This window comes from Nocardia macrotermitis (assembly GCF_009604405.1).
Taxonomy (GTDB): Bacteria; Actinomycetota; Actinomycetes; order Mycobacteriales; family Mycobacteriaceae; genus Nocardia; species Nocardia macrotermitis.
Genome location: NZ_WEGK01000010.1, coordinates 297329 through 319876, shown reverse-complemented (window position 1 = coordinate 319876; position 22548 = coordinate 297329). Strand labels below are relative to the sequence as shown.

19 protein-coding genes and 1 pseudogene are annotated in these 22548 nt (G+C 65.7%); 9 read left to right on the top strand and 11 right to left on the bottom strand.

Features of this window, described 5'->3' with window-relative positions; genetic code table 11:
* Positions 1–13 precede the first annotated feature (13 nt).
* The 5 genes from NRB20_RS23770 to NRB20_RS39020 form a co-directional block, all read right to left on the bottom strand.
* Complete coding sequence (locus tag NRB20_RS23770; protein WP_153412640.1) at positions 14–292, bottom strand: hypothetical protein; 279 nt, start codon at positions 290–292, stop codon at positions 14–16.
* 213 nt (positions 293–505) lie between these two features.
* Positions 506–1345 (bottom strand): class I SAM-dependent methyltransferase, encoded by an 840-nt coding sequence (locus NRB20_RS23765; protein WP_194289983.1) that lies wholly within the window; start codon positions 1343–1345, stop codon positions 506–508.
* 446 nt (positions 1346–1791) lie between these two features.
* Entirely contained in the window at positions 1792–2727 is a 936-nt protein-coding gene (locus NRB20_RS23760) for a DNA-processing protein DprA (protein ID WP_194289982.1), read from the bottom strand.
* A 308-nt stretch (positions 2728–3035) separates the two neighbouring features.
* Positions 3036–3707, bottom strand: coding sequence for a DUF4192 domain-containing protein (locus NRB20_RS39025; RefSeq protein WP_194289981.1), 672 nt, complete (start codon positions 3705–3707; stop codon positions 3036–3038).
* A complete protein-coding gene (locus NRB20_RS39020; protein WP_194289980.1) occupies positions 3677–4189 on the bottom strand; it encodes a DUF4192 family protein in 513 nt (170 codons plus the stop codon). The genes NRB20_RS39025 and NRB20_RS39020 overlap by 31 nt, the downstream gene beginning before the upstream one ends.
* 562 nt (positions 4190–4751) lie before the next feature.
* On the opposite strand from NRB20_RS39020, the gene NRB20_RS23745 reads away from it, so the two are divergent.
* On the top strand, positions 4752–5861 hold the full coding sequence (locus tag NRB20_RS23745) for a restriction endonuclease (protein WP_153412635.1): 1110 nt from the start codon (positions 4752–4754) through the stop codon (positions 5859–5861).
* A gap of 566 nt (positions 5862–6427) precedes the next feature.
* On the opposite strand, the gene NRB20_RS39015 is transcribed toward NRB20_RS23745, so the two are convergent.
* The 3 genes and pseudogenes from NRB20_RS39015 to NRB20_RS23730 all read right to left on the bottom strand — a co-directional run bounded on the left by NRB20_RS39015 (position 6428) and on the right by NRB20_RS23730 (position 10569).
* On the bottom strand, positions 6428–7279 hold the full coding sequence (locus tag NRB20_RS39015) for a DUF6119 family protein (protein WP_319945312.1): 852 nt from the start codon (positions 7277–7279) through the stop codon (positions 6428–6430).
* Positions 7280–7325: 46 nt separating this feature from the next.
* A pseudogene (locus NRB20_RS39660) lies at positions 7326–8537 on the bottom strand (DUF6119 family protein); the annotation flags it as partial.
* A gap of 1342 nt (positions 8538–9879) precedes the next feature.
* The gene (locus NRB20_RS23730) at positions 9880–10569 is read right to left on the bottom strand and encodes a TetR/AcrR family transcriptional regulator C-terminal domain-containing protein (protein WP_153412633.1); all 690 of its coding nucleotides are present in this window, start codon (positions 10567–10569) and stop codon (positions 9880–9882) included.
* Between the two features lie 67 nt (positions 10570–10636).
* Between NRB20_RS23730 and NRB20_RS23725 the strand changes: the two genes are divergently transcribed.
* The 4 genes from NRB20_RS23725 to NRB20_RS23710 all read left to right on the top strand — a co-directional run bounded on the left by NRB20_RS23725 (position 10637) and on the right by NRB20_RS23710 (position 15091).
* Complete coding sequence (locus NRB20_RS23725) at positions 10637–11767, top strand: hypothetical protein (RefSeq protein WP_194289978.1); 1131 nt, start codon at positions 10637–10639, stop codon at positions 11765–11767.
* A 24-nt stretch (positions 11768–11791) separates the two neighbouring features.
* Positions 11792–12967 (top strand): DUF5624 domain-containing protein, encoded by a 1176-nt coding sequence (locus NRB20_RS23720; RefSeq protein ID WP_153412631.1) that lies wholly within the window; start codon positions 11792–11794, stop codon positions 12965–12967.
* Positions 12968–13073: 106 nt separating this feature from the next.
* On the top strand, positions 13074–13694 hold the full coding sequence (locus tag NRB20_RS23715; RefSeq protein WP_319945311.1) for a malonic semialdehyde reductase: 621 nt from the start codon (positions 13074–13076) through the stop codon (positions 13692–13694).
* A gap of 38 nt (positions 13695–13732) precedes the next feature.
* The gene (locus NRB20_RS23710; protein ID WP_153412630.1) at positions 13733–15091 is read left to right on the top strand and encodes a carotenoid oxygenase family protein; all 1359 of its coding nucleotides are present in this window, start codon (positions 13733–13735) and stop codon (positions 15089–15091) included.
* A 28-nt stretch (positions 15092–15119) separates the two neighbouring features.
* Here NRB20_RS23710 and NRB20_RS23705 read toward each other — a convergent pair whose 3' ends face one another.
* Entirely contained in the window at positions 15120–15743 is a 624-nt protein-coding gene (locus tag NRB20_RS23705) for a TetR/AcrR family transcriptional regulator (protein WP_153412629.1), read from the bottom strand.
* 70 nt (positions 15744–15813) lie between these two features.
* Here NRB20_RS23705 and NRB20_RS23700 point away from each other — a divergent pair, with 70 nt between their 5' ends.
* Entirely contained in the window at positions 15814–16689 is an 876-nt protein-coding gene (locus tag NRB20_RS23700; RefSeq protein ID WP_153412628.1) for an NAD(P)H-binding protein, read from the top strand.
* Positions 16686–17720, top strand: a complete 1035-nt coding sequence (locus tag NRB20_RS23695; protein WP_153412627.1) for an amidohydrolase family protein — start codon at positions 16686–16688, stop codon at positions 17718–17720. Before NRB20_RS23700 ends, NRB20_RS23695 begins: the two co-directional genes overlap by 4 nt.
* Positions 17721–17803: 83 nt before the next feature.
* Here NRB20_RS23695 and NRB20_RS23690 read toward each other — a convergent pair whose 3' ends face one another.
* Positions 17804–18439 carry a TetR/AcrR family transcriptional regulator gene (locus NRB20_RS23690; RefSeq protein WP_194289977.1) on the bottom strand — a complete coding sequence of 212 codons (636 nt, stop codon included), beginning with the start codon at positions 18437–18439 and terminating at the stop codon, positions 17804–17806.
* Between the two features lie 73 nt (positions 18440–18512).
* Between NRB20_RS23690 and NRB20_RS23685 the strand changes: the two genes are divergently transcribed.
* Complete coding sequence (locus tag NRB20_RS23685) at positions 18513–19718, top strand: cytochrome P450 (RefSeq protein WP_153412625.1); 1206 nt, start codon at positions 18513–18515, stop codon at positions 19716–19718.
* Positions 19719–19827: 109 nt separating this feature from the next.
* Here NRB20_RS23685 and NRB20_RS23680 read toward each other — a convergent pair whose 3' ends face one another.
* Positions 19828–21366, bottom strand: a complete 1539-nt coding sequence (locus NRB20_RS23680) for an FAD-dependent monooxygenase (protein ID WP_153412624.1) — start codon at positions 21364–21366, stop codon at positions 19828–19830.
* 86 nt (positions 21367–21452) lie between these two features.
* On the opposite strand from NRB20_RS23680, the gene NRB20_RS23675 reads away from it, so the two are divergent.
* Positions 21453–22127: a TetR/AcrR family transcriptional regulator C-terminal domain-containing protein gene (locus NRB20_RS23675; protein ID WP_153412622.1), complete on the top strand. Its 675-nt coding sequence runs from the start codon at positions 21453–21455 to the stop codon at positions 22125–22127.
* Positions 22128–22548: the final 421 nt, after the last annotated feature.

Here is a 22548-nt window from a genome sequence, read left to right as displayed (position 1 = left end):
GTGCGGGAGACGGTCAGGTGCTGGGGTCGGTGGCCTGTGGCGGGATCGGTGAGAGGTCGCCGATATCACGGCCTGCTCGCCAGTTCGCCCAGGCCCGATCGATCGCGGGTCGGGAGGTGTCGCTGGCGACCAGGAGCGCGAACGCGAGCCCGAATTGGACCGCGTCACGCGAGCTGACGCCGAGGGCATCGCAATGACCACGGGCGTAGCCGATCGCCTCGAAACCCAGGTCACGGGCCAACCGATTATCGGCCAGAAGCCGCGACCACCTCTCGTAATCCGGTCGGCTCATTGCCCACTCCCGCCGATCACCGTGTGCGAACACCGTCGCGCACGATCGAGCAAAGAACAACGCGACATCGTGGTGAGAAATTCAGGGACCCAACGGGTTTGAACGATCACGTGGCTGTTCATCAGGCATTCTCTTCCGGAGTCGTGGAATAGGCCTCTGGTAAGGGTCATGGCGCGAAATTGTCTGGGGCACTTGTGATCTCGGACTCGCAGATCACTGTGCGCTCGAGTTGGGGTGCGGGAGACCGAGAGTGGTCCGGGCGGGGAACGGCAGCACCGAGGGCCTCGGGTGTGCGCGCAGCACGGTCGGGTCGGTGAAATCAGCGAGCGCGACCTCGGTGCGGACCGGGAGGTGATGCCAGTCCCGGTCGTACAGTGAGGTATCGATCCCGCAGCTGGGTGTGAGGTTGATACCGGTTCGGGCCACGAAATTCGAATACTCGGCACTGTGGGGGTTAGCCTGGAAGTGGTCGTGCTCCGACCGCAGGAACGGCGTACTGGCCTGCGGGATCAGGAACACCCCGTGCCGAGCGAGCCGGGCGGCCAACGCGATGACGTGATATTCGAACCGGCGACCGGTGTACCCGGGACCGCTCCCCGAACGGGTGGCATGCCCGTAGGGCGGGTTCGCGATCGCGGTATCGAACCGGAATCGACGCGGGGCCAGAGCGAACATGTCCTGGCACACCCAGAGCGCTTCGGGCACCACCTTCATCCCGACCCGCACCAGCTCCGGATTCTGCTCCACACAAACGAATTCACGGACAGGTTCGCCATTGTGCCTGTGGTCGAACAGATTCCGGCACGCGAACGCCAGATGTCCGATACCCGCACCCAGATCGACGACCCGAGTACCGACCACATGAAGCGTCATCGCCCGCGCCAACGCCGACGGGGTGAAGAACGCCCCAGCAGCGCCCTGCTCGGGCACCGTCGACTCCTGGAAATTATCGAGCACGAACTGCTTCTCGACTTCGGACAACTCCCTCGATAACTCCACCAACCGACACGCCTCGGCGTGCGCGGCGGCAGCAGCCTTACTCAACCCGTGCATAGAAAGCCTCCTGACATAGTGGAAAAATGTTGTGCACCAACGGGATCAGTGGATGGACTGGACCTATCGGTGTACGAGAACAGGTCTGCCCCGCCTGCCCGGCATCGTCATGGGGCTACGGTCGATGGTCAGGTGCAGCGATACATGACCGACGGAAGCTGTTGGGGCACACTGGATTTAGACAGTCCGTGGACGGTTACTTCCGCATGTTAGGGCCGATACGAGCGGACTCTTGCAACCTCAGTTGGTGTGCCGGGGCTGGGCCGGTGGCCGCCGCGCCCTCAACACCGGCGGCGCAACGGGTCCGGTCAAGCCTCGGCTTGACCGGACCGCCGCCGGTGTACCCTCGGCGCGGCCCACCGGCCCGCCCGGCACACCCACGCCCTCACCTGACCGCGCAACCACCACCCTGCATCAAGCGGCGGATCAGCCTGGTACTCAGGGAATTACTGCTCGATGCCCGAACCTGTCGAGGCATCGGCGGGTGAGTGCTCGAGCCCGGACAGGATGTCCTCGACGGACGTGACCAAGGTGGTCGTCCCGAACTGGATGAGTCGGTGACAGCCCGCGGAAGCAGGGGCGGTAACCGGTCCAGGCACCGCGAACACAGGGCGACCCAGGCCCCGCGCCCACGCCGCGACATCGACAGCGCCACTACGTAACCCGGCCTCGACCACCACCACAGCACCGGACAACGCGGCCAGCAGACGCGAGGTGTCCCGCTGCCGGGGCCGAGCCAGCGGAGTGCCCGGGGGAAATTCGCTGATCACCATTCCGAGATCTGCGGCCCGGTTGACCAGCCCGCGATGCATCGCCGGATACGGCCGGTCCACCCCACACGCCTGCATCAGCAGGGGAGCACCCCCGCTATCCATCACCGTCCGCATGACCTGGCCATCGATCCCGAACCCACCAGTGGAGATCACCGGCCACCCACGCTCGGTCAGCCCACCCGCGATGTGGACCGCGACCTGCTCCCCGTACTCGGTGTTGCACCGCGCACCGATGATCGCGATCGGCCACCGCTCCCGCAACAACCTGGGCACGGCACCGCGGACCCACAACGCCACCGGCGGACTGTACGACCGGTCCGCACCCGCGGAGCACGGCTGCTCAGTGGACACCACCGCACCCCAGGCCGGATTGTCCCGGGTCAGCAGCCACCCGCCGACACCGGTCAGGACCTCGAGATCCTGCCGCACCGCCTCTGCGCTGACGGGCTCCAGCCCAGTGGTGTCGATGTTCGCGGGTAACCGTCCAGCCAGCAGCCGCTCAGCGGTCTCCACGGGCCCGAGCGTCTCAGCTAGAGCGAGCAGATGCGGATTCGGACCCAGCACGGCCCTCGACAGGACCGCCCACGCTCGCAGCGAGTCCTCAGACATCGTCCACCTCCGTGGCATCGGACGGGATGAATGACGTAATAGCAAGTTGCAGTAGGTGATTCATAGAGGAACCTGCCTTCGGAATACAGATCGAAGCCGAGCGGATTCGGTCGGTGTTGATGTGCTTAGCTGAGATATGGTGTGGCACAGCAAAGTTCGGCGATATCGTCCGACCCGATTGCTTCGGCGCGGCATTGAAATATCGATCCATGCCAGTCGTTGCTCGGCATACGGGCCCTGTCTGATGGATCGAACCGCTGGCTGATGTGCGATGTCGCCGAATATGTTGTGCGGCAATGTGATACCGACTATCTGCGCTGTCCGTCACCGGGCAGTGTGACTCCCAGCTCCTTAGCTCGGACCACGGCATTGCGGGCGAGCTGTTGGATATCGCGAGGCGGGAGACCGGCACCCAATGCGACCCGGAGAATTTGCCCGATCCGGTGCTGCGGATTCGCCTCGAGCACGATATCCAGCGCGATGCCCGCCAACGGGCCCGAGCCATTGGCGTACGCCCCCAGGGCCAGCAGAGCGGCGGCCTCGGCCCGCGCGGGAGCGGGGAGGGAGCGCGTCAAGTCGATCCACAACCGCTGCGCCATGACAGCCGAACTGGTAGCGGCCAGTCCGGCCAAGCAGTCCCGAATCTGCGGATTCTGAAGAGCCACAGCTACTTCAGCCAGTCGCGCTGGCGTCAACTGCGTAGTCGTATCCAGATAGGACAGCACCAATTCCACACCCCGGCGGATATCGGCATGCGGATCCTGCTCGGTCACCGTTGCCGCGTATCGGCGGTCCGCGTCGGTGGCCTCGGCCAGATGCGACCGCACCGCTTCGACAACTGCCGTATCCTGCTTGAGCGACGCGACAACCTCGGCACGAGATCCGTAGACCCGTTGTCCCGCAGCCGCTTCGGTCGACCGGGCGGCCACGGAATCGGCCGGATCGGGGATCACACCGTGCTCAGCGTCCAGAAGCTCCACCAGTATTCCCGCGCGTGGATCACCGGGGTGAACCACGCCCCCACCAGTTCGATGTCGGTTTCCGACAGTGCGATGTGAAGCCGGGCGAGAAACTCCCGGCACGCCTTCCCCAGCTCGCTGGTAGCGGCGCGGAGCGCCTCATCGACGACCAGCACGGCGACGTGACTGACGTTGTTACTCAAGCACACTCGCACCGTGCCAGGGATGCCGATCGAATTTCGGTCCAAGCACGAACCGAGGTCGGCCCGCATCACCGCATCCACCTGCAACTGATGCCTCGAAACTTCCTCCGGCGGCGGCGCACACGCCACCAGTACCACCGAATTCTCCGGATAGAACCCCAACAACGCTGGCACAGCGGCGATCAACTCACCCACATTCCTCACAGAACTACGCGATGCACCCACAGCCAACTCCTTCCATACACGGAACGACGAATGGCTGATCCACGAAACCAGCTGCTCAGCAACGGAAAACAGCACCGGAACCGAAGACCAGACCCCCACCCCCGACACGCGCGATCGCGTCGGCCCGGGGCGGTGGGCGCACTCGCCCCACACCGGCGGCGCGCCCGCGTGGGGTGCCGCAACGCTCCACCGCGGCACCCCACGCCGCCGCCGGTGTAGAGTGCGCCGCCCCACCGCCCCGGGCCGACGAGGCCTGTGGGCCCTGTCGCTGCGCATTCTGGTGGCCGGGCGCGGCGAAGGTTCCGGTAGAGGAGAAGGTCCTGAACCTGGTTGCGTGCGATCCTGGCGCCAACCCGGTACTGCCCCAAGGACAATGGTCCGTGGTTGTGTAGTCGAAAATTCTCGAGTTCGCGGCCGGTCCGCCGATCGAATCCGGCTGGTGTACCGACGGGGACTGACTGGAATCGAAATACGTTGTTGCTCAGAGTATCCGGAGGAGATGAATCTCGAGAGACTGTGTCGGCCTCAGATCAGCGATATCCGGGCAAATCGGTTTCGGGTCGGGTGGCGGATTCCTTGGGCTGCAATGTTTCTCGATCACCGCGTGCCTGCGGTGTGACTCGGTAGCATCGGCGCTATGTCGATTGCCGACTCATACCAGGGTTTGCGTGCAACCTACCGTGCGATGCAGAGGCTCGATGGTTTGACACCGCAGAGGCGAGGCCAGCAGTTCAACGAATGGCTGGCGGATCTCCTGCGGGCCTGTGGCCTCGAGGCCAAGGCGAGTCAACGATCCGCTGGGGAGATCGATGTCGTCTTCTCGATCGGCGATGTCCGTTACATCGTGGAAGCGAAGTGGACGAAGACCAAGGCGGACACCGGACAACTCGCCAAACTGCAGAAACGAGTGCGGCAGCGGCTCTCCGGCACCTACGGTGTCTTTGTCTCGATGGCGGGTTACACCGACGAGGCGCTCAAGGATCTGATCCACGGCGACCGGCTCGAGTTGCTTCTCCTGGACCAAGAGCACATCGAAGCCCTGCTGAGCGAAGAGATCAGCCCGCAACAGTTGCTGTCCGATCTGCGAGACGCAGCGGCCTTCACCGGGCAGCCGTACACGAAGATGACGGACCTGCGATCCGCCGGAGGATCCGGGGCATCGTTATCCGCAGACCGGATGTCGCCGCGAGTTCACCCAATTTCGAACGCAGAACGCGATAGTGCGGGTACGTGGGATCCGCACCAGTCCTCGCGCGGGAACCCGACTGGCCAATACGTTGCATTCAGCGGCTACCAAGCCATCTACTGGGCACTGGTCGGAATCCTGGTCTTGCTCGCAGCCATCACGACCGTGCTAGCGATCGGCGATCAAGGGTTCGGGCGGATCTTCGCCGTCGTCGCTGTTGTCTTCGAAGTCGTGCTCATCATGGGATTCTGGCGGCTGGCAATGCATCCCATCCGGCTCGAGGTCGGTCGAATGGGAATACAGGCATTCTTCCCGCAGGACACCGCGTGGATGCCGTGGGACCGTATCGATCGCGTCGATGTGGTCCGAGTGAACGGGAACCTCGCGGTGGTCGCTTGGAGCGAGTACGCCAAGTTGTACCCGACAACCGGCGAGGCCGGCCAAGGGCCGCACTATGTTCCGACGTTCGACGCTGTCGCGATCTGTCCTCTCGGACCACTACGCGCCAGACGGCATGAAATCGTTCGAGCTCTGCAGAGCTATGGACAGAACCGCTGCTGAATGCCGAGTTGCCATCGACCAAGGAAACCAACCCACCCGGGCCCGTGGAACCCGGCTGTCAGCCCGCTGCGCGGGCCGACAGCCCTGCCTACAACCCGGGAACTACGATCGAAACACCAATCCGAACCCGATCAGGCCAGGCCATAACCCCGGTGAAAGATTGAGGTTGGAGGCAGGGGCGTGGTAACACGCCCCCGCTACCCGCCGAACGCTGGTTCGGATTCCTCACTGACCAGCTGTTGCGCTGCGGAGTCCACACACAAAAGCGTTGCGGCACTGGAGAAAGACCTCACGGCGTGGATCGAGCAGTGGAACGCCGAACCGAAACCATTCGTCTGGCGCAAAACCGCAGAGGAGATCCTCGAATCACTCGCAGAATATCTTCTACGCATTTCAGACGCGGCACACTAGGTTTTCGGAGGCGTTGCCCGGACCTCTTCGATCGCCCCGGTATGGACAGCCTTCTACTGCCGCAGGTCCGGCGGGTCTGCCGGACCACGCTCAAGGCTGAACGCCTGGAAATCGGATGTCTTGGGAGGTTGGGCCATCCGGTGACAATCGCAGTCCTACTGCCTCTTGATGGCTACCACCCTGACCTCGGTGTTCATCGTGCGAAGTTTTATCAGCGACCTGACTAGTGAGATCTGAGAGAACGCAAACAGCGAATCGGTTGTGATTTCCTCGCCCTCGTTGAGCAGGATTGCGAACACGACTTTCAGGGTGCCGATGTCCCGGACCATCGGGTGGTCGGGGTTGTGGCGCGCGATGCGGTCGCGGAACTTCTTCGCGACGTCCTTGTCGGTGCGCAACGCCGTGACCGCGTTGACAGCCTGAGCGAACAGGTGGCTCAGCGGTGCACTGGTGGTGGCCTTCTTGACGCAGATCAGCTCGCAGTCGGGGCCGAGGACGTCGCAGATCTCGAGCCCGCCGCCGCGGTAGAAGCTGGTGACGATGTTCTTCTTGTCGAAGAGCTGGTAGCCGGCCTGCTCCGCGACCCGGTGGTTGAACCAGTCTTCGTCGTGGGAGTCCCGGCCCTTTTTCGGTCCGCTGGTGAGCTTCGGGCCTTTGGTCCAGACCGGGATGGTGATATCTATTGTGGCTGTGAGGAGTTCGTGAAGTTCTTCGCGCAAGGTTTCCAGGTGCCAGGCACCGATTTCGTGCCAGTAACCCTGCCCGTAGTAGTAGCGGACGTCGTCGGATTCCACTTCTGCGACCAGCCAGTCGGTGCCGCGGGTTTCTGGACCGACCGGCACGCTCTGGTCCTGGTCCTCGTACATGGTGATCCGGAGTCGGTGCAGGTCGGGTACGCGGCGGTGTTCGTCGCGGTCGTGGATCTGTGCCAGCAGCACGCCGAGGCCGATGTCGTCGACGGTGATCGCTCTGCTGCCCAGCGTGATACGGAACCGACCGCGCGGCACTGTAGTGGTCGACGCAGTTGTCGGGCAGGGTGATGCCGAGCCGTGCGTTGTCGGGGTCGCTCAACAGTTTCGCCAAGGTCTGGTCGGCGGCCAGGGCTGCTGGGCTGTTCTTGTTCAGTTTCCGGAACTTCTGGACGAAGGTGAGGCCGTGGAGCGGGTCGTCCTTGTCGCAGATCCGTTCGATCTCGGCGAGGTCGGCGAGGAACTGGGCCGGAGTGGCCGCGAGCGGCAGTTTGATCGCATGGCCAGAGCATTCGACCCGTACCGCACGCGACGTGCGGGGCTGGGCGGTGAGGTTCAGATGCGCGCTGCCGCAGATCCTGCGGACCAGCGAGCTGAACTTGTCGAGACCAAACCCGGCGATGTCGCTGCCGCCCAGCATGGTGTAGTCCTCGACGCGGCCACGCCGGTCCATAATCTCGCTGCGGAACCGGGTGACGTCGTTCTCGTCGAGGCAGCGGACGGCGAACCCGAGTCCGAAGTCGTCGTCGCGGTAGGCAGGATCGAGGATGTGGTGTCCGAGGCTGCCGTAGGTCAGCGCATAGAGCCTGCCGGTCGAGCGGGTGAGCAGTAGGCCGCCGGTCTGGCTGGTGTGCACCGAGACCCGCAGACCGGTGAGCGCTTGTGCGGCCGGGCACCATTCGGCACGCTCCGGAGTCTTCGCGCCGCTGATCAGCAGTCCGGTCAGGCCGTCGCGGCTGAATTCCCGTACCTCATAGCTGTCGTCGTCAAGGTACTTCTCGCGAACGAAAGTGCGCAGTTCGAGCGGGTCGTCGGCGGGGTCGATCAGACGGTGCAAGCTCGACCACCAAGTGGCCGCCTTTCGTGCCGCTGTGCTGTCGTCGTCATGATTTTCGTCGGTCACGTTCGCTCCGTTCCGACCTCCGTGACGGAGGCCGTTGTGTGAGACTCCGAGATGACAGATGTCACCGCGAGCGCAACTCGGCCAGAAATCACCCGGTTCCGCGCGCGGCGCGTCACAAGGTGGGGTAGCGTCGGGGGGTCCTGCCAAGACACACCCGAGGCTCTGCTGGGAGTTCCGCTTCCGGCTCAGCCTTCGGCGTCGTTCCGTAGGTGTTCGGTTGTAGAAAGCCCTGAGGTGGACTTTCGTCCATGCACACAGGATCCCACACCCTTTCGGTAAGATCACGGCTCGATAACGCCCGTAGTGCGTGAAGCGAATGACCGTAAAACGGTGATTCCCGCAGGCTGAGGCGGCTCCGTTCTTGAATTCCTTCCGTCGGCCACCCTCTGTCATGTGACCAATATTACTGCATTATTGTTACCTGGATCACTTGACAATTTGGATGGGAGCCTGGTTTGAGAATTTAATTCCAATTGCCAGGTGAGGGTTGGATCTCGGCCTTGATGTTCGGTGACTATCGACTGCGAGCCGGGTGATCCGCCAACTGGCGGTCAAGTCCGCTCGGCGCCTACAAGTGCGCACAGAGTGTCGACCGGCTAGGCGGGGCTCCGACGGACTCGGGTCTGGACTTCGATCCGAGTCTGGGGTGGGGCGGTGGGCTCGGGGGTGCGTGGTTGCTGAAGGGATGCTGTGGTGAAAATCGGTCGGCGTGTTGAATTGCGACACGCCGGGGTGTGTATGTGATTGGTCTACCGCATCGTGTGGGGCGGACTGTGGGCTGAGATGATTCCGGGTCTGCGGTGGCGCGGTCGAGGCGTCTATGCGCTTGGCTCACGCTGGGGCGCGAGGCGAGTGGTCTGATGGCAGGCTGCGATCCGTTTCCAATGTCCGCAAGACTGCAGGGTTGGAGGAACGAAAGCGCGGCGGGTTGGCGGGGCCTGGTACGTACTCGACCGACAGGACCTGCCTCGGCTTGAACCTCTTGGGTGCTAATTCGCAATACCCCGTATGGGTATGGTGGAGATCCCGTGATTGCCCCGTTGTATATGTCGAATCGTTGGGATTTCTTGGGAAGCATTGGGAAGTTCTGGATCGAATTTCAGCAGGTAGAGGCGCGAAAAAGCCCCCTAACAGGCGGCCTGCGGCGCAACCGAGATCATGAAGGAGATCATCGGGCGTTCGCTGAAACTTGCCTGATAGGGGGCGGTTTCGGGGATCAGGAAGCGGCGGAAATCCCGTATTTATCCCGTCCCAGGTCTGAAATTGCTTCGTTTCGAGAGGGGTACCCGACTTGGGTACCCCTTTCCGGGCGGGTGAAGGTTCCTTCGATCGCATCTCGCGTGTGGCCGTCCTGCTCCGGCCACAGGTGGGTGTAGACCCGCAGCGTGACGTCCGGGGGAGTCGCCGAGCCGGACCTGGACGGTCTTGACCGAAGCGCCCTGCTGAATCTTGCAGGTTCGGGTTCTCGCGCGGCCGGAATTGCCATGGCCTACAAGCTGATCGAGGCCGCCCGGAACCGGTGGCGCAAGATCAACGCGCCCGAACTCGTTGCGCGTGGTCCGGGTCGGCGCGTACCACGGCGAGCCGGTGACACTACCGCACCGTACCTGCGGCCGGACCTTGCGAACCAGATCGACGGGCGTATCGACGTGTTCGCGCTGGAGCCCGCCGCCGAAATCTTCACCGCGCTCGTCGTGGTTCTCGAAGCCGAGCGCGCTCGGCCGCGGACCGGGATTCACCGCATGTCGCGTCCGTTCGGGTGGGTCGGCGCGGTCGTGCCGGGTGGGTCGGCGCGGTCGTGCCGGGTGGCGAGACCGTCGAGAACGATGCCCAGGTGGCGCTCGAACCTCTGATCACTATCGTCGCGAAGGTGCCCGGCCACCTTGGTCAGCGGCGCGTGCTCGCCCAAGCCGGCGTCGCGTTCGGCGAGCGAGTACCGCGTGGGATCGGTGTCGGCGGACTGGAGCCGTTCCTGTTCCTCGATGACGAAGCCGACAACGAACGCGACCACCACGTCCAGCGCGTCGTCCGCCTGTACGAGCGTGAGTCCCGCTTCTGTCCAGCTTCGGTACAGCGGCTCCTTGATCCGCACCACCACCTCGGGATCGGACACCCGCGCACCGCTGAAGACTCGGGCGCCGTCGCGGTGGCGCAGGTACTCGGCCCGGAGCACGCGGGCGTACGCAGCCAGATCTTCACGCCAGCTCGAACCGGGAGCCGGTAGCACATCCGCGATGCGGCGCAGGACCGTGGTGCTCATCTCGTCGAGCAACTCCTGCTTGTTGCGCAGGTGCCAGTAGAGGGCCGGCGCGCGGACGTCGAGCCGTTGCGCGAGCGCGCGGACGGTGACCCCGTCGATGCCCTCGTCGTCGAGCAGCGCCAGTGCGGCTTCCACGACCTTCTCCCGCGTGATCCCCTTCGGCATGGTTGACAACTTATCAAAGTTAAGCCAAGCTGGCGAATGTCAAATTAACTTAGTTAAGGGAGCTTTCGTGTCCACCACCGTTCCGAACCGCTCGGGTTCGAGGATCCTGTCGGTTCACCAGCGTCTCGCCACGTCCGGCGCTCGTAGCGCGCACGTTTTCCGCGTCGGTGACCGGCTGCACCTCGTCGTCCCGCAGCTGGCCGAAGACGTGCCCGGGCAGGCCGCCGACATGCAGGGCGGCAATGCCGACATCGACGCCCTGCTCTACCGCTGGGAGGAGGGGCGATTCGCCGAGCATGACCGCCTGCCCAGCCCGAGCGCGGAGGACGCGTTGAGCTTCCACAGCGGCGGGACGACCTACCTGGCCTTCGCCAACCTCCGGACCGGGAAGGGGCCTTACGAAACCGACGTCGACTCGCTCATCTACCGCGAGGAGGACGGGAAGTGGATCCTCGACGAGACCCTGCCGACCTTCGGTGCCAAGCAGTGGAACCACTTCTCGATCGACGATCGCGAGTTCCTGGCCCTGGCCCAGGGGTTGATGATTCCCGGTCTCACCCTCGCTCACCGGGGCCACGGCCGTTCGGTCATCTTCGAGCGCGTCGAGGGTCGTTGGCGGGAGTTCCAGGTCCTGGGCGGGCGAATGGGCTACAACTGGGCCTGCTTCCGCGTCGGCGGACACCATTTCCTGGCGTACGCCGACCAGCTTTCGCCCAGTGTCGTCTACCGATGGGACGGAGATTCCTTCATCCCGTATCAGACGTTCGGCGAGCGGTTCGGCCGGAGTTTCCTGCACTTCTCCCACGACGGCGAGGAGTGGCTGGCGTTCGCGTGCATCACCGGCGAATCGACGCTCCACCGGTGGAACGGCGAACTCTTCGAGCCCCACCAGTCACTCGGCGGCGCCGGCGGTCGCGAGTTCGAACTCTTCCGTCGCGGCGAGGACCTGTACCTCGTCCGGGTCTGCTTCGTGCAGGGGATGCCCCCCGCGCCCAAGACCGACCTGATGTCGCAGCTGTACCGGTGGGAGAACAGCAAGTTCGAGGTGCTCGAGGAATTCCCCACCTTCGGCGGAACCGACGCGAGCTACTTCGAGGCCGACGGCAGGAGCTTCCTCGTCGTCGCCAACAGCCTCACCCCGGACGTGCGGTTCCGCCAGGACAGCATCGTCTACGAACTCGCACTCGACAACGCCTGACCCGCACCACCAAGGAGAACTTCGATGCGATACCAACCCAATCCGCACTTCATGCGGCTGTTCGAGCTGTTCACCTCCGCTCCGGACAGTATCGGCGCGAACCTGCAGCGGGAGCTGGGCGAGGCCCACTCCGACACCCCGCTGCTGGTGGCGACGGGCACCGATCTGGTGCTGTTCCCCGGCGGCGGCCACCCGCCCACGTCGGTCGACTTCAGGAAGGGCACCCGGGGGTTCTTCGAGATCACCGCGGTCTCGCACCTCGGTCTCGCGATCCCCTACCTGGCCCGGCTGCGCCAACTCGACCACCCCAGCTGCAAGAAAGACGCCCGCGAGCTCATCGCGCAGTGCCGCGTCGTCCAGGACTTCAACAGCGTCTCGTACTGGCGTGACGAGGTCGCGGCCGCCGCCTGGCGAGGGCGTGAGGAGAAGATCGCCGATCTCGTCGACTACACCTGCGCGACCACCGCGGACTTTCTGGAACGAGCGATCGAGAACCCGAAGCTCCTGGACTTCGGGTACCTGCGGGCGAACCTGCTCGAAGGCGACGGGCCCGAAGCTGTCCCCGTGTCGTTCAACGACATGATGGCGGCGACGTTCGCGCTCTCGGCGCTGGACTCGGTGTACCGGAGCTTGAAGTGGCTGCACGAGCAGAGCATCGACTGGGCGCGTCTGATGGTGCTCGTCGTCGGCAGTGCCGGACGCCCGAGTGCCGGGCTGACCTGGCAGAGCAACAACGTGTGCTCGCTGCTCTACGAAGCGTCGGGCCGCAAGCTCGACCCGGCCCGGCTGATCATCGCCCCGGGTGGGCCGACCATCGAACTCGAGAAGCTCGCCGACAGCGCGGCCGCCGCCCGGATCGAGGCGCTGTATCGCAAGTTCTGGTACAGCTCGCTGTCGTCGGTGGAGATGAGCCGTCTGATGTGGCCGGACTACCCGGGCTTCGAAAAGAGGATCGAAACGGCACCCGTGGTCGAGGACGACACCGAGACAGTCGACGCGATGCCGGTCGTGCGGTCGGTCGACGACAAGCGGGCCATCGTCACCCGGCTTCGCTACGTCATGGAGGACCCGGGCGCCCAGATCGCGACCGCGGGCATGCAGTTCGTGCTCGACCAGTTGAGCGCCAACGGAAACCGGCCCGAACTCGTCGAGCTGCCCGGCTTCACCTACACCACCTACCCGACCTCGAATCGCAAGTAGGGCTTGCCCGCGCGGCGCGAGAAACAGCGGCCGGCGGCCCTGCTCGCCGCCTGTTCCGGTCGTGGAGATCTTTTTCCAATTCGCAGCAGTACCTCAGGAGTGAACAGTGACACAACCAGATTCGGCTGAGCTGATGCTCGCCGAGGACGCGCAGGACATGCTCTTTCGCGAAGCCCGTACCGTCACGGACTTCCAGGACGTGCCGGTGTCGGACGCCCGGATGCGTGCCATCCACGACCTGATCAAGCACGGCCCGACCGCGATGAACCAGCAGCCGCTGCGCGCCGTCCTCGTTCGGTCGGAAACGGCACGCGGGCGGCTGGTCGAGCACGTGGTGGACGAGAACAACAAGGCCGAGACCCGGGCAGCGCCGTTATCGGTCGTTCTCGCTGCCGACCTGAACTTCCACCTCAGGTTTTCCGAGACCTTCCCGGTGCTGCCCGAGGCCGAGCAGATCTATGCCGAGGCCGAGCCGGAGGTCCGCATCGCGTCCGCGCTCATGAACGCCCACATCCAGCTCGCCTACTTCATCATCGGCGTTCGCGCGGCCGGCCTCGCTGCGGCGCCCGTCACCAGGTTCGATCACCAGGCTCTCGACGGGGACTTCTTTCCTGGCGGCAAGTTTCAGGCGGTGGCCGTGGTGAATGTGGGCATGCCGGTCCAGGGCTCGCCCGGCTATCCACGTCTGCCTCGCCTTCGATATGACGACGTCTTCACGACCGTCTGATCCTGCGACCGTTCGACAAGAGACAAGAGGAAATTCCCATGAGTACAACACCATTCATCGGCGGCTTCACCCCCGCGACCGAGGAGATCACGGCCTTCGACCTGGAGGTCACCGGCCGTATCCCGGCCGAGCTGAACGGCCGCTTCCTGCGTAACGGCCCCAACCCGCTCAGCCTCGACGACCCGCGCGCCGGCCACCTGCTCACCAGTGAGGGGATGGTGCACGGCCTGCGGCTGCGCGACGGCCGCGCCGAGTGGTATCGCAACCGGTGGGTGCGCAGCGCCGACGTGGCGCGGCAGCTCGGCGAGGAACCACGTTCAGGGCCGGTGCACGCCGGCATGGACCTCGCCCCCAACACGCATGTGATCGGGCTGGCCGGGCGCACATTCGCGACGCAGGAAGGCGGAGCGCTGCCGTACGAGCTGAGCTACGAGCTCGAGACGATCGGCTCGTGTGACTTCGGCGGCGGACTGTCCGGTGGGTTCACCGGCCACACCCACTTCGACCCCGCGAACGGCGACCTGCACGCGGTGGCGAACTTCTTCGGCTGGGACCACCACCAGCACATCGTCATGGACCCCACGGGTGTGGTGAAGCAGGTCACGAAGATCCCGGTCCCCGACGGGCCGATGGTCCACGACTTCGCTCTCACCGAGCGGTATGTGGTGATCTATGACCTGCCGGTGACGATCAGCCTGCCGCACGCCCAGAGCGGGGTGCAGCTGCCGTACGCGTGGAACGAGGCGCACACCCCGCGGCTCGGCCTCCTGTCCCGCACGACCGGCGACGTGTGCTGGTTCGAGGTGGAGCCGAGCTGGGTGTTCCACACCCTCAACGCCTACGACGATGGCGACGAGGTGGTCGTGGACGTCGTGCGCTACCCCAAGCGGTTCGTGGACGCCCAGCTGACCCGCGGAGGCGCGCCCACGCTCGACCGCTGGCGTATCAACGTACGCACCGGACGCGTGACGGACACCCGGCTGGACGACCGGTCGCAGGAGTTCCCGCGCATCGACGAGCGCCGCACCGGCCTGCCGTACCGCTACGGCTACACCGCCGCCACACTCGACATGGACGAGGTCTTCCACCCCAGCGAGGAGCCCGAGGACCTGCCCGACGAAGCGTTCGACAACACCTTGATCAAGCACGATCTGGAGCGCGGTACGCACGAGACGCGACGGATGGGGCGCGAGTCGTTCGTCGGCGAGCCGGTCTTCATCGCCGCCGGCGAGGCGGAGGACGACGGCTACGTGCTCTCCTACGTCAACAACCCCGAGCGGGGCGCGGCCGACCTGGTGATCCTCTCCGCGCAGGACTTCACCGGCGACCCCATCGCCACCGTCCACCTGCCCGCCCGTGTGCCGCTCGGCTTCCACGGAAGCTGGATCGCCGACTGAACTCGAACACCGGTCGTTCGTTGTGGCGTCATGGTCTGTCATCGGTGGGGATGACGAGGTGGACGAGTCGCCGGATTCTGTCGAGATCGACGTCGGTCGCCAGGCTGGTCCGCTCCGGCGTCTTCTCGGTGAGTGGATCGACTCCGAACAGTAGCCGGGGCAACGTCGGGTGGATCGCGAGGCCGATCAGATCGTTTGCCGCGTTCTGGGCCTGCTGGTCCGCCAGCCCCGACGCTGTCACCAGATACGCGGCGAGATTGCCGGTCGTGATATCGAACAGGACCTCGTAGAGTCCGGCCGCCAGGTCCGGAAGACGTTCGGCCTCGCCGATGCCGAGGCGGGCCATGCGCCCGACCGAGGACCAGCACAACAGCTGCACGAAGCGCCCGCAGTACCGCACGATCGCCTCCGACGGTTGCTCGGCGTAGTCCGCGGGCACACCGATCCGTTCGTCGAACAGGGTGCGGATGCGCTCGACGACGGCGACGAACAACGCGTCCTTGGTCGGGAAGTGTGCGTACAGCGAACGTTTCGAGGTTTCCGCGCGTGCCGCGATCGCGTCCATCGAGGTTCGTTCGAAACCGGTCTCCAGGAATGCGAGCTTTGCCGTGTCGAGGATGTGCTCGCGTAGCGCTTCTCCGCGTCGGGCCATGACATCCCTCCAAGTAAACGGTACAGTAGAGTCTACTTCTGTTTCTCTCTGTTGATCGGAGTCATCATCCATGATCGTGATAACCGCCCCGACCGGGCAGATCGGCAGCAAACTCGTGGCAACGCTGCTGAGGCGGGACGAGCCGATCCGCCTCATCGTCCGGGATCCCGGCAAGCTGCCCGCCGAAGTGCGCGACCGAGCCGAGATCGTCACCGGGTCACACCGCGATCCCGACATCGTGGACCGCGCCCTCCAGGGGGCCGACGCACTGTTCTGGCTGATGCCGGCGGCCGCGACGGCGAGCAGTCCCTACGAGGCGTACGTCACCGCCTCGATCCCGGGCGCGGACGCGGTGGTGCGCCATTCGGTGCCCCGTGTCGTGATCGTTTCCGCGCTCGGGCGCGGATCGCAGATCTATGCCGGGCACGTGTCGGCCTCGCATGCGATGGAGGATCTGTTCCGCAGTACCGGGGCGCATGTGCGTGCCCTCGCGTTGCCCACCTTCATGGACAACATTCTCCGGCAGTCGGCCACGATCGGGACCGGGGTCATCACCGGGACGCTACCGGCCGATTTCGCGATGCCGTGGATCGCGACGAAGGACATCGCGGCGCTCGCGGCCCGGTATCTGCTCGACCGCACCTGGAGCGGGCAGGACACGGTCGATGTCCTCGGTGGCGAGGACCTCTCGCACCGCGATATCGCCGACATCCTCACCGAGGTTCTCGGTATGCCGATCGGTTACCGGGTCGGCGACCGCGCCGCGGTCGAACAGTTCCTCATCGACCGCGGACTCTCCGCGGCGATGGCCCGATCCGCCATGGACATGGACCTCGCCGGCGAACGCGGCATCAACAACGCCGTACCGCGCACCACCGAGAACACCACGCCCACCACGTTCCGTGAATTCGCCGAAGAAACCCTCGAGCGGGCGGTGACCGAATGACACTGATCTGTATCGAAGAACATGCGATCGACCAGTCGATCGCCGCGGCGGCCGGTCCGGTCCTGGCTCGGGAAGCGCCGTACATGCGTACGCAGAGTTCCAGCTCCTCCCCGGTACCGCCAGGCCCGGGCCGGCGGCCCGCGGTCGATATCGCGCAAGCGCTCCGTCTCGGGAACGACCTGGGTCCCGACCGCATCCGCCGGATGGACGAGCACGGCATCGACATGCAGATCGTCTCCTGGACCAGCCCGATCCAACTGGTCCCCCAGGACGAGGCGATCGCCCTGTGCCGGTCGGCCAACGACCGGCTCGCGACCGCCGTGGCCGCCCACCCCGATCGGCTCCAAGGGCTGGCGGCGCTGCCGTGGCAGCTACCCGCCGCGGCCGTGGCGGAGGTCGACCGTGCCGTCACCGAACTGGGCCTGCGCGGAGTCCTGATCCTGGGGCGCCCCGGCGCCGGGTTCCTGGACGATCCGGTGTACCGACCGATCCTGGAAAGGATTGCCGCGCTGCGGGTTCCGCTGTATGTGCACCCGTTCCATCCGGTCCCGCAGGTCCAGCAGGCCTACTATGCGGGCTTCAACGAGAAAGTGACCGCCGAACTCTCCCTGGGCGCGTGGGGCTGGCACCACGAGGCAGGCATCCACGTACTGCGGCTCATCCTCGCCGGAGTCTTCGAGCACCTTCCCGGCCTGCAGGTCATCAGTGGCCACTGGGGTGAGATGGTCCCCTTCTACCTCAGCCGCCTCGATGACGTCCTCTCGCCGGGTGATACCGGGCTGTCACGGACGATCACCGAGATCTACCGCTCGAACGTCTGGGTCACCCCCAGCGGGATGTTCCACCGACCGCACTTCGACTTCATCCGCACGGTGGTGGGACTCGACCGACTGATCTGGTCGACCGACTACCCGTTCCTGCGGCTCGAGGGCACACGGGAGTTTCTCGACGAACTCGACATCACGCCCGGCGAGCGGGAGCAGATCACCCATCTCAACGCTGAACACCTCTTCCGGCTGGGCGGGGAGTAGCCGGACGTCCCATCCGCCGGGACCTGGTGAGCTGACCGGGCCGTCAGCTCACCAGACCGGCCGAGAGCCCCGCCTGGTGCTGCCTAGGGCTGATGCTGCGGATCGGGGGTGGTGAAGAGTAGTTGTGCTGCGCGGGTGATGGTGTGGCGGATGTCGGTGATGTTGGCGGGGTTGGTGGTCAGGTCGAGCAGGCAGGTGGTCAGGACGTGGCCGAGGATCAGGGCCTGGTCGTGGTCGTCGGTCCAGTCGGGGTCGGCGAGGGCGGCGCGGACCAGTTCGGTGAACAGTGGCCGCCATACCCTGATTCCGGGTCCGTCGCCGGAGTGCACGGAGTTCATTCCGGCTTGCAGCAGGTTACGGTCTTCGGCGGCCCAGTCGATGAATTGGGAGAACGCGGTGGCGATCCGGTCGGCGGGTTCGGCGGCGGGGTCGGCCGGTAGCCGGGTGAGGCGGTCGAGGGTGTCCAGGGCCCAGTCGGCCATGAGGTGCTGGATCAGGCCGTCCTTGGAGCTGAAATAGCGGTAGACGGTGACCGGGGTGGTGCCGGCCTGGGCGGCGACCTCGCGGATCGTGACGCCCTTGTAGCCGTGCCGGGAGGCCAGCGCGCGGGCGACCGCGGCGATCTCGGCGCGGCGCGCGCGTTCGGCGGGACCGAACTCGCGGACCACCCGCAACGAGTCACGGGACTCGCGCAGCAGGGAAGCAGTGTCATCGATCACCGGTGAAGGGTACCGCAAAACGAGAACACGTTGTATAACACGTTATACAACGTGTGAAAGGACGGTGTCGCCGATGACCACTGCCGATGTGTTCTCTGCCGAGGCGTTGCAGGACCCGTATCCGCTGTTCGAGCGGCTGCGTGGTGCCGGGGACGTGCATTATCTGGCTGATCAGCAGATGTATGTGGTGCTCGGGTTCGATGCGATCCGCACCGTGCTGGCCGACCCGCAGACCTATTCGAGCAATCTGGTCGCGGTGTTGTCGGCGGTGTCGGGGTCCGCGACGGTGTCGGTGGCCCAGGCCGGGGCCGGGGTGGATGTGCTGGCGACCGCGGATCCGCCCGCGCACACCGCGCAGCGGGCTCTGGTGATGTCGCGGTTCAGCCCGCGTGCGGTCGCCGAGACGACCGAGCTGATCGACGCCGCGGTCGCCCCGGCGGTGACCGGGCTCGTCGCTTCCGGCGGCGGTGACTGGATGGCCGCGGTCGCCCACCGGGTGCCGGTGCGGGTGATCGGTGAGTTGATCGGGCTCCCGCGCGCCGACCATGCGCGGCTCACCGCGTGGTCGGACGCGGCGATCGATCTGGTGTCCGGCGTCGCCAGTCCCGAACGCGCCGGGAAGGCCGCGCTCTCGGTGCTCGAATTCGCCCAGTACCTGGGCGAACGCCTCGACCAGGCCCGCCCGGGCGCGGACACCGGGGTGCTGGGCAGTGTCGCCGCGGCGGTCACCTCGGGAACCCTGACCCGTGATCAGGGCGCGATGCTGCTGGTGCAACTGGTCACCGCGGGCGCGGAATCGACCACGAGCCTGCTCGGCACCGCGGTACGGCTGCTGGCTCGCGATGAGCACCTGCAAGCCACGCTGCGCGCCGAGCCCGACCGGATCGCCGCGCTGGTCGAGGAAGCCGTGCGCGTCGAGAGCCCGTTCCGCGGCCATTTTCGCGTCACCACCGCCCCCACCCGGCTGGCCGGAATCAAACTCGAATCCGGTGCACGACTGATGCTGATGTGGGGCGCCTCCAACCGCGACCCGCGCATCTTCGAGGACCCTGAGCGGGTCGACCTCGACCGTGCCCAGCCGAAACTGCATCACAGCTTCGGGCGCGGCATCCACTTCTGCCTCGGTGCCCACCTCGCCCGCAAAGAAACCACCCAGGCCGTGCGCGCACTGCTCGAAGCCACCACCACCATCGCGCTGAGCGGCCCCGAACCCGCCTACGTCCCCAGCCTGATCGTGCGCCGCCTCGCGCACCTGAACCTGGCGCTCACCCCCGCATGACCAACCGGTGGCGATGGCCGCCGTCACGTCACTCGTCGCCCCCGTCAGTGCCTCGGCATGCAGGTCGCAAGTCGGGGCACCTGACCAGAGATTGAGGTTGGGTTTGCCGTTACTGCCTCGATAGGGAAGGAAGTTGACCCGTTCGATCGGCTACTCCGCACCAGATGGTGAGAGCCTCGCGCAAGGCTTCCAGGTCCGGTGCACCTTCGCTGACCCAGGCGATATAGCCATCGGGCCGGATGAGCACCGCCGAGGGCGCGGCGACGGTACTGCCATCGGCCAGTGCCCACGGCGCGGTGGTGGTGGCGGTGACAATGGTGATTCGCTCCGTCCATCCGGCGACAGCGTCGGCAAACGTTGCTTCACCCGAAAGGTGCAGCAGCACAGGCTTTGCCGAGCGCATGAGCCGATGGATCGTGGCCGTCTCGCTGCCGGTGTCGATCTCGGCATCGGGGACGCGGCGGCCCAGCAGCGGGTGTGTGCCGGTGCCGGAGTATCGGATGTCGAGGCCCGACAGCGTTGCGGCAAGGTAGGCGTTGACCTCGTTCATACCGATGAGCCGGGTGAAGACGGCGTGCAACTCGGAGACCGGCTCGCCGGGCCCGAGCAACACCGATTGGGCTCGGGTCAGCTTCAGGGTTGCGGCGCCGACCGCATGCCGTTCCTCGTGGTAGGTGTCGAGCAGCGCGGCGGCGGCCTCGCCGCGTAGCACGGCGGCGAGCTTCCAGCCGAGGTTGAAGGCGTCCTGCATACCCATGTTCATGCCCTGCCCGCCATATGGGAAATGGATGTGCGCGGCGTCCCCTGCCAGGAGCACCCGCCCGATCCGATAGCGCTCGACCTGCCGGGTGGCATCGTTGAAATGCGAGAGCCACCGCGGGCTGTGCATCCCGAAGTCGGTTCCCGCCACCCGCCGCGCCGATGCTCGCAGTTCCTCGATAGTCACGGGAGCGTCGGGAGCCGCGCGGCGTTCGGATTCGGAGGTCTGTACACGAAACCAGCCGGGCCGGAACTGCATCGCGCTGATCGTGCCCAGCTCACGGCGGTCCAGGAACAATCGCCGCGGCGGCGGGTCGTCGAGTTCGACATCGCCGGTCAGCGACACCGTCGTGGCATCTGTGCCGGGGAATGCGACTCCGGTGAGCTTGCGAATGGTGCTGCGTCCGCCGTCGCAGGCCACGAGGTAGCTGCCTCGCAGTGTCGCGGGCCCCGCTGGGCCATCGACGGCGACGTCCACGCCGGTGGCATCCTGCTCCACCCCGGTCACCACCGTGGACCACCGCACCGGCGCGCCCAGTTCGGCGGCGACGTCCTCGAGGAGCCGTTCGGCGTCGGCCTGGAAGATGTTGAGCAGGTAGGGAAATCGACTCGGCAATGCCGAGTAGTCGACAGTGATTCCGGCGAAGCTGCTCAGGTCCGGTGCCGGTGGGCCTTCGGCGAGGAAGCGGTCCGCGATACCGCGTTGGTCGAGCATCTCGAGCGTGCGGGGCTGCATTCCGGCGGCGCGAGATCCGTCCACACTGCGATGGGAACGCTGCTCGAGCAGCAGCACGTCGATCCCCCCTCGACGCAGTTCGGCGGCCAGGGTCAGGCCCGTGGGCCCGGCCCCCGCGATGATCACCTGGCTCATGGGGTTATCACTGCGCATCTCGAACTCCTCGATCACTGCTCTATCAACGATAATTAGATCCCTATCGTTGATAGAGAGTACTGGTTCGATGATAGATTGACCAGGTGGCGAAGAAACTGACCCGAGAGGCCATTGCCCGCGCCGGACTGCGCTTGCTCGACACCGGCGGCATCGACGCCATCACCACGCGCGCGTTGGCCGCCGAACTTGGTGTCCAATCACCAACCCTGTACTGGCACATCAAGTCCAAGCGCGAGATCCTGCGCGCCATGGCGGTGACCATGAGTGCCGACGCGGCGGCGACGATCACCGCCGCCGACCGTCGCGCCCCCTGGCAGCACCTCTTCACCAGGTGGGCCTGTGCGCTCCGAGCGGCCATCCTCAGCCACCGCGACGGCGGGCGGGCGTTCGCAGGATTCCTGGCCGCCGACCCGGCCACCTTCGACATCACCGAATCATTTCTCCAGGCCCTGCACGACGCAGGCACACCACCGGATCTCGCACCCCAGTGCGCGATGCTGCTGCGACACTTCGTCGTCGGCTTCTGTGTCGAAGAACAGGCACTAGCCGAACTGCGAGAGCGTGCCGAGGATTCCAGCGAATCGGCGGCGCCCGATCCCACCAGGTATCCGCTCTCGGCCCGAGCGATCCAGGCCGTCACCACCACCCACCAAGACCAGCGCTTCCAACTCGCCCTGCGCATCACGATCGCCGGCCTCACCACCCTGATAGATGAAGAGCGCCAACGGAGTTCATCTGCCGCCACGGGCTCGCCGTAGCGCGACGAGCGCGGGCAGGGGCCGCGGCTATGAGTGTGACGTGCCGGAGCGAACCGACCGGAGCGTTGTCATGTGAGTTCACCGGTTTCAGGGGCGCCGCTGCCTCGCATTCGACCAAAGCCGGATGGCGAGTGCGGCATGGCACGAGAACCTGCGCCGCTACTTCAAACCCTCACCCAAGGCCATGCGCGAACCGACCGCGTCCGCGGGCGCCGCGGACGGGTCGTCCATCCTCGCCGCGAACATCAGGTTCGTCAGGGCCGGAGCGCGTACGGAGAACCGCACGTACACCAGCACGCCGCCTGCAGGGCCATCGCCGCCTCCGCAAAGTCCTATTCGATGGAACACCCGGCCCTGCCGAAAGTGCGACAGGGTCGGCGATCCGACACTCCCGTGCGGTCCGATGTCGTACCCGGGGCCG